The sequence below is a fragment of the Pseudoalteromonas sp. Z1A6 genome (assembly GCF_011378745.1).
Classification (GTDB): Bacteria; Pseudomonadota; Gammaproteobacteria; order Enterobacterales; family Alteromonadaceae; genus Pseudoalteromonas; species Pseudoalteromonas arctica.
This window is the reverse complement of record NZ_WTKW01000281.1, coordinates 1-5,526: the sequence shown is the minus strand read 5'-3', so window position 1 is coordinate 5,526 and position 5,526 is coordinate 1. Positions and strand designations below refer to the sequence as shown.

General features: G+C 39.9%; 6 protein-coding genes. 1 reads left to right on the top strand and 5 read right to left on the bottom strand.

What is annotated here, in order from left to right:
• Positions 1 to 36: 36 nt before the first annotated feature.
• The 4 genes from tdh to GQR46_RS15365 form a co-directional block, all read right to left on the bottom strand.
• Positions 37 to 1,062: an L-threonine 3-dehydrogenase gene (tdh, locus tag GQR46_RS15380; RefSeq protein WP_007584716.1), complete on the bottom strand. Its 1,026-nt coding sequence runs from the start codon at positions 1,060 to 1,062 to the stop codon at positions 37 to 39.
• A gap of 50 nt (positions 1,063 to 1,112) precedes the next feature.
• Complete coding sequence (locus GQR46_RS15375) at positions 1,113 to 2,306, bottom strand: glycine C-acetyltransferase (RefSeq protein ID WP_165741391.1); 1,194 nt, start codon at positions 2,304 to 2,306, stop codon at positions 1,113 to 1,115.
• A 169-nt stretch (positions 2,307 to 2,475) separates the two neighbouring features.
• Positions 2,476 to 3,039 carry a D-glycero-beta-D-manno-heptose 1,7-bisphosphate 7-phosphatase gene (gene gmhB, locus GQR46_RS15370; RefSeq protein WP_165741390.1) on the bottom strand — a complete coding sequence of 188 codons (564 nt, stop codon included), beginning with the start codon at positions 3,037 to 3,039 and terminating at the stop codon, positions 2,476 to 2,478.
• Complete coding sequence (locus GQR46_RS15365) at positions 3,039 to 4,097, bottom strand: glycosyltransferase family 9 protein (RefSeq protein WP_165741389.1); 1,059 nt, start codon at positions 4,095 to 4,097, stop codon at positions 3,039 to 3,041. Before GQR46_RS15365 ends, gmhB begins: the two co-directional genes overlap by 1 nt.
• A gap of 122 nt (positions 4,098 to 4,219) precedes the next feature.
• Between GQR46_RS15365 and GQR46_RS15360 the strand changes: the two genes are divergently transcribed.
• A complete protein-coding gene (locus GQR46_RS15360; RefSeq protein WP_165741388.1) occupies positions 4,220 to 4,945 on the top strand; it encodes a 3-deoxy-D-manno-octulosonic acid kinase in 726 nt (241 codons plus the stop codon).
• Here the strand turns inward: GQR46_RS15360 and GQR46_RS15355 are convergent.
• The coding region (locus GQR46_RS15355; RefSeq protein ID WP_165741387.1) for a glycosyltransferase at positions 4,935 to 5,526 on the bottom strand (592 nt) is incomplete at its 5' end. The two genes, GQR46_RS15360 and GQR46_RS15355, sit on opposite strands and share 11 nt — an antisense overlap.

Genomic DNA, 5,526 nt, shown 5'->3' with positions numbered 1-5,526 from the left:
CGGCTAAAGCCGCCCTTCTTGTAATTTAGTTAGGAACTAATCCCAGTTTAAAATTACTTTACCTGACTGACCTGAAATCATCATATCAAAGCCAGCTTGGAAGTCATCCACAGAATACTGATGTGTAATAATTGGGTTCAAATCAAGACCAGATTGAATCAAGCTTGCCATTTTGTACCACGTTTCGAACATTTCGCGACCGTAAATACCTTTAATCACTAAACCTTTAAAAATAACTTGGTTCCAATCAACTGCCATATCAGATGGTGGAATACCTAGCATGGCAATTTTACCGCCGTGGTTCATGTTATTAAGCATTGAATTAAAAGCGCTTGGCACACCTGACATTTCAAGACCAATATCAAAGCCCTCTGTCATACCTAAGTCTTTTATTACATCTTCAAGCTTTTCGCTTGCCACGTTTACCGCGCGAGATGCACCCATTTTGCGGGCTAAATCTAGGCGGTATTCATTTACGTCGGTAATAACGACGTGGCGAGCACCAACGTGTTTTGCAACCGCTGCTGCCATAATACCAATTGGGCCTGCACCAGTAATAAGTACATCTTCGCCAACTAAGTCGAACGATAATGCGGTATGAACTGCATTGCCAAACGGGTCAAAAATAGAAGCCAGTTCGTCAGAAATATTATCTGGAATTTTAAATGCATTAAACGCAGGAATAACTAAATACTCTGCAAATGCACCTTCACGATTTACACCTACGCCTGTTGTATTACGGCATAAATGTACACGCCCAGCACGACAATTTCGACAGTGCCCACACGTAATATGACCTTCACCCGATACGCGGTCGCCTACTTTAAAGCCACGAACTTCCTGGCCCATATCAACAACTTCGCCAACATATTCGTGACCAACAACCATTGGAGTAGGAATCGTTTTACTTGCCCATTCATCCCATTTGTAAATATGTACGTCGGTACCACAAATAGCTGTTTTACGAATTTTAATCAGTAAGTCGTTATGACCGACTTCTGGCTTTGGCGCATCTGTCATCCAAATGCCCGGTTCTGCTTTTAATTTAGATAATGCTTTCATAATTCACACTCAACTAAAAAACCGAAGCGAGGCTTCGGTTTAAAATAAAATTAAATAACGCCCATTTCTTTACCAATACGGGTAAATGCATCAATAGCAATATCAAGTTGCTCAATGCTATGCGCCGCTGAAATTTGTGTACGAATGCGGGCTTGCCCTTTTGGTACTACTGGGAATGAAAAACCGGTTACGTAAATACCTTCAACAAGTAACTTATCAGCCATTAACGAGGCTACTTTTGCATCTCCCAGCATTACTGGAATAATTGCATGATCTTTACCTGCACACGTAAAACCAGCAGCTTCCATTTGCTCACGGAAATATTTAGCATTTGACCAAAGTTTAGCGCGAAGCTCACCGCCATTTTCTAGCATTTCAAGTACTTTAATTGATGCAGTAACAATTGAAGGCGCTAATGAGTTTGAGAACAAGTATGGGCGCGAACGTTGGCGTAACCACTCAACAATTTCTTTTTTACCTGAAGTATAACCACCTGAAGCGCCGCCTAGCGCTTTGCCTAATGTGCCGGTAATAATATCTACACGGTCTAATACATTACAGTACTCAGGTGTACCCTTACCGTTTTCGCCAACAAAGCCAACTGCATGAGAGTCATCAACCATTACAAGTGCATCGTATTTATCAGCTAGGTCGCACACAGCTTCTAAATTACAAATAACGCCATCCATAGAAAACACGCCATCGGTAGCAATTAGTTTAGTTTTAGCGCCAGCTTCATCTGCTGCAATAAGTTGCTTCTCAAGATCAGCCATGTCGTTATTTGCATAACGAAAACGCTTAGCTTTACATAAACGTACACCGTCAATAATTGATGCATGATTTAATGAATCAGAAATAATAGCGTCTTCTGCGCCTAAAATAGTTTCAAACAAACCTGTGTTTGCATCAAAACATGAAGAATATAAAATAGTATCCTCTGTTTCTAAAAACGCACTGATTTTTTGCTCTAGTGTTTTATGGATATCTTGAGTGCCACAAATAAAACGTACTGAAGCCACACCAAAACCATGATTATTTAAACCATTCTGCGCCGCTTCAATTAACTCTGGGCTATTAGCTAAACCTAAATAGTTATTAGCACAAAAGTTGATTACTTTACCTGATGCAACTTCGATTTGAGCTTGCTGCTGGGACTTGATAATACGTTCGTTTTTATACAAACCTTCGGTTTTTACGTCTTCAATTTGCTGTTGTAGCTGGCTAAAAAAAGCAGATGCTCTCATCTGTGTTCTCCATTTATTTGAACGGGTAAACGACCACATTTAAGCGACTGTTTATTATGGGGGGTATTGTAAAAGTTTAATGGGGAAAATGCACGGTTTGCAGTTCGTCGCAAACGCCCTAAACTGGAAGGAATTCCTGCCAGTTTACAGGCTAATCTGTTTAGTCTATTTATGTCTTTAAAAGTGCAGGTAAACTGTTTATAGAATCGATAATTAAATCAGCCTCTTGCTTGGCACTTTCATCAAAGCTTTGACCTGAACGCACTAAAACGCGGGTAGTGATCCCTGCTTTTTTCGCAGCCTGCATATCACTGAGTTTATCGCCCACCATTATACTGCAAGCAGGGTCGATGTTATGCTCTTGTATGCCTTGCAATAACATCCCTGGCGCAGGCTTTCTGCAACTGCACTTTTTCAAATATTCAGGGTGCGCTTTTTTAGAGTGATGAGGGCAAAAGTACACATCGGCAACTTCAATACTGTGATCGCTAAATTGGGTTTTCATCCAATCAGTTAGTGCTAAAAAATCAGTTTCGGTGTAATAACCTCGGCCAATTCCAGATTGATTAGTGACGATTATGATTTTATAGCCCGCATCATAAAATGCTTTACAAGTACTAAAAACACCTTCAATAAATTCAAATTTATCGCTTTGATACACATAACCATGGTCAACATTTACTACGCCATCTCGGTCTAAAAAAAGTGCTTTATTTTTTTTTTGTGCATTCATTACAAAGACTCTTTTTGTACAACATGATCAAACATCGCTTTTACGTCATCAACTGTAATTTGGCTCATTAAATCATCGCCTTTTACGCGCGTACCCCACGGCACTTGCTCAGCTGTTTTACCAGTTTGCTTAAGCAAATTTTGATGATAAACCTCTACCACGTAGTCTTGGTATAAGTAAGGACCTGTGCGTGCTGGGTTTGAATGTGCGTATAAACCAATAACCGGCGTACCAACCGTTACCGCCATATGTGCAGGACCCGTATCGGGCGCAAGCACTAAGCTGCCACGCTTTAACACGCACAACAACTCTTTGAGTTTCGTTTTACCCACTAAATTTAAAATAGGTGTTTTACTATACTCAACAATACTATTTGCTAGGTTAATTTCAAGTTCTGTTGGCCCCCCCGTCAATACCACCTTAAAGCCTTGCTCATTTGCATAATCAGCCAATGCTGCATAACGATCAGCGAGCCAATTGCGCTGTGCTTTACTTGCTGCTGGCGATATTACTAACAGTTTATTAGTTAGGTACTTTGGTGTTAGTAACTCATCAGCAACCGCTTGGTCTTGCTCTGTATATGGCATGTCCCAACTCGGTTTATAATCAGCTACACCAATGGCTTTTGCAAAACCTTTAAAGCCTTCAAGCACATGCGCCTGAGCTTCTGGGGCTATTCGTTTATTAATAAACAAGCTGTGCAATTCTTTTGAACGCGCCCAATCAAACCCTATTTTTACTTTTGCCGGAATACAACGCGCTACAAACCCAGCCCTTAATGCAACTTGCATATTAAGTAGTACATCAAACTGTTGATCTTTAAAGCGTTGCTTTAAGCTTTTAAGTGCGGCTTTTCCTTGTTTTTTATCAAATACCACCAGCTCAACACCCGGTAAGTCGGCAAGTAACATCGCTTCTATTTTACCAATAACCCACGTGATTTTTGCATTTGGGTGTGCTTTTTGAATGGCTTGTACAGCACTCACACCATGACATACGTCACCAATGGCTGAGAGTCTTAATATACAAATAGATGAATAATTAGGAGCTTGAGTCACACATTCCCTTAGGTATTAAATACAAAAGCCGATCTTAAATTATAATCACGCTATTGCAAGCACTTATCCTGAGCTTTAAAACGCGCTAATATAGACACATTATTTAGCAATTACACAGAGCTATGTTTAAACAACACGTGCAAGGCAATCACACTGTATTAAGCCACCCCAAATACACAAGCCAAATTACTCTTGATTGGTTTGATGCCAACTTTTGGCAAAAACAAAATAAAATTGTGGGTGCTAAAAAAGGCAGAGCAACAGCGTGGTTTTTTAAACAAGATAATTTAACAGCCGTACTTAGGCATTATTGGCGCGGTGGTTTGGTCGGTAAATTGCTAAGCGATCAATATTTATACCCAGGGCTTGAACAAACCCGTGTTTATAAAGAATTTAGCTTAATGAGTAAACTTATAGAACTTGGTTTAAATGTACCAGCTCCTATAGCAGCTAAAATAACTCGCAGCGGGTTAATTTATCGTGGTGATATTATTACCGAGGCCGTTACAGGCGCTAAAAGTGTACTCGATGTATTAATTGAACGCCCATTGACTCAAGATGAGTTAGAGCGCATTGCTAAAACAATCGCACTATTTCATTCAAAAGGTGTATACCACGCTGATTTAAACATTAATAATATTTTGTTTGATGATACTGGTGATGTGTATATTATCGACTTTGATAGAGGTGAAATAAAAACGCCCAATCCACAATGGCAACAAAGCAATATGGCACGTCTTGAGCGCTCATTTTTAAAAGAACAGGGTAGAAACGAATCATTTAATTGGCAAGTAAGTGACTGGCAGACTCTGCACAGCAACTACCTTAAAGCGCTAGCTAATGTATAGCCAATGCTAAATACTGCAGAGCAACGTGCTCTGCCTGCACTTGTTTTAGAATATCTGCGTTTTCTACATTTGGCTTATCTGCTAGCACCTGCTTAATGGCATTGGCTAATGCCTCACTTTGTCCAACAGGTACTAAATATTTACTTAGCTCGCCTGTTAATATCTCGCTTGGTCCAAATGTACAATTAGTGCTAACTACGGGGGTGCCCACAGCCAAAGCTTCAACAATTACATTCCCAAACCCTTCAAAATCAGAACTAAGCAATAATGCTTCAGCCTGCTTAATCCAGTTGTACGGGTTTTGTTGAAATCCTGGCACTACTAACTGTTTTTCTATGCCGTATTCCTGTGCAAGCTTTAGCGCTTTAGCCGGTTTATTACATAAAAGTACTAACTTGTATTTTTTATCAAGCTTTGCAAATGCTGCAAATAATATATCGTGGCGTTTTTGTTTGGCGAGTCTTCCTACATGAATTAAGTAGGGCTCATTTGGGATATTGTTATTTTGCTCATTTGCTTGCTGTCTTATTTTTTCAAAATCGAACGGGTTGTAAATAGTCGCAATTGCACTTGGGTTAATT

Coding starts and splice junctions, on each gene's coding strand:
- GQR46_RS15360 (WP_165741388.1), top strand. CDS start 4,220: ATGTTTAAACAACACGTGCAAGGCAATCACACTGTATTAAGCCACCCC.
- gmhB (WP_165741390.1), bottom strand. CDS start 3,039: ATGAATGCACAAAAAAAAAATAAAGCACTTTTTTTAGACCGAGATGGC.
- GQR46_RS15375 (WP_165741391.1), bottom strand. CDS start 2,306: ATGAGAGCATCTGCTTTTTTTAGCCAGCTACAACAGCAAATTGAAGAC.
- tdh (WP_007584716.1), bottom strand. CDS start 1,062: ATGAAAGCATTATCTAAATTAAAAGCAGAACCGGGCATTTGGATGACA.